This window comes from Streptomyces sp. CBMA123 (assembly GCF_014596465.1).
Classification (GTDB): Bacteria; Actinomycetota; Actinomycetes; order Streptomycetales; family Streptomycetaceae; genus Kitasatospora.
Map to the genome: position 1 here is coordinate 1 of NZ_MECK01000482.1, position 1385 is coordinate 1385.

Consider the following 1385-nt stretch of genomic DNA (forward strand, 5'->3'; position numbering starts at 1 on the left):
CTCGCGCAGCACGGCCAGGGTGCCGCGGTCGGGGCGCTCGGCCCGCGGGCCCAACCGCAGGGCCATCGGGGCGAGCACGTACACCTCGTCCAGGCCGCGGCCGAGCAGCAGGTCGGCGTTGGTGGCCGACCAGCAGCCGCCGTCCACGTACGCCGAGCCGTCCAGGCGCACCGGGGCGAACCAGCCGGGGATCGCGCAGGAGGCCATCACGGCGTCGGCCACCGGGACGGCCGGGGCGTCCGGGTCACCGAAGACCACCCGGTGGCCGCTGCGGTAGTCCACGGCGGCCACCCGCAGCGGCGCGGCGGCCGGGCTCGGCGCCACGGCGCCGGGGCTGTCGTCACCGGGGGCCTCGTCACCGGGTCCCTCGTCGCCGGGGGCCTCGTCACCGGGTCCCTCACCACCGGGGCCCTCACCACCGGGATCGTCCGCGCCCGGGGTCTCCGCGCCGGGGCCCGCCGCTCCCTGCGTCGACCAGCCGCCCGGGCCGAGCAGCCCGCGCACCAGCTCGCCGACCGGGGCCAGCGAGCCGCGGCCGTGCGGCGCCATCGCCGAGACCATGGTCAGCAGCGGGTACTCGCGCGGGTGCCGGACGGCGTCCCGCAGCAGGTCGGGCGAGCCGATCCCGGCCCGGGGGCGGGGCGGCAGCGCGCCGCCCACCGCCGTCTCGTAGTCGAACGCCACCCCGGCCAGCGGGCCCTCGGTGATCGGCAGGCCGCGCTGGTGGTCGCGCAGCTGCTCGGGGCGCACGCCCCCGGCCAGCAGCGCGGCCAGGATCGCGCCCGCCGAGGTGCCCAGCAGCACGTCCGCCTCGCCCGGCCGGTGTCCGGTGGCCTCCTCGACGGCGCAGAGCGCACCGACCGTCCAGGCCGCGCCGAGCATCCCGCCGCCGCCCAGCACCAGCCCGCGCCGGAGTGCGCCCCCGGCGGTCGGGCTCGGCGAAGCCACCGCCCGTGGGGTCGTCCCGACTGTCGTCATCCCGGCCGCCCGTCGTCGTGGGGATCGGGTCAGGCTCCGATGGTGCGCGTGGACGGCCGGGCGGCGCAACGGGAGCCCGGGGCCGGGCCACCCGGTCCGCCGTACCCGGGCGTCCCCTTTCGGGCCGTACGGCCCGTCCCCGCACGTCAACCGGGCGCCGCCGGAACGCTCGCCGGGCCCGTCACCGCACTGGCCGACTCACCCGGATAGGTGAACTTCACGCCGGGCCCCGAGCCGCCCGAAATCGCGTTGCCGCTCGTGATCACCGCCGCCAGCCTTGACCCGTCCGTACTCGCACCACCCTTGCCGGGAGCCACCGTGACCATCCGCCCCACCACCCACCACAGCGCCCACCACACCACCCATCCCGCCGCCCACCTCGCCGCCCGCCCGCACCGCCGGGTCCG

The 1385-nt window shown here is 78.9% G+C and carries 1 protein-coding gene; it reads right to left on the bottom strand.

What is annotated here, in order from left to right:
* Positions 1-948, bottom strand: a 948-nt coding sequence (locus tag BG452_RS34900; RefSeq protein WP_188308354.1) for a patatin-like phospholipase family protein, incomplete at its 3' end; no start/stop codon positions are given.
* Positions 949-1385 lie beyond the last annotated feature (437 nt).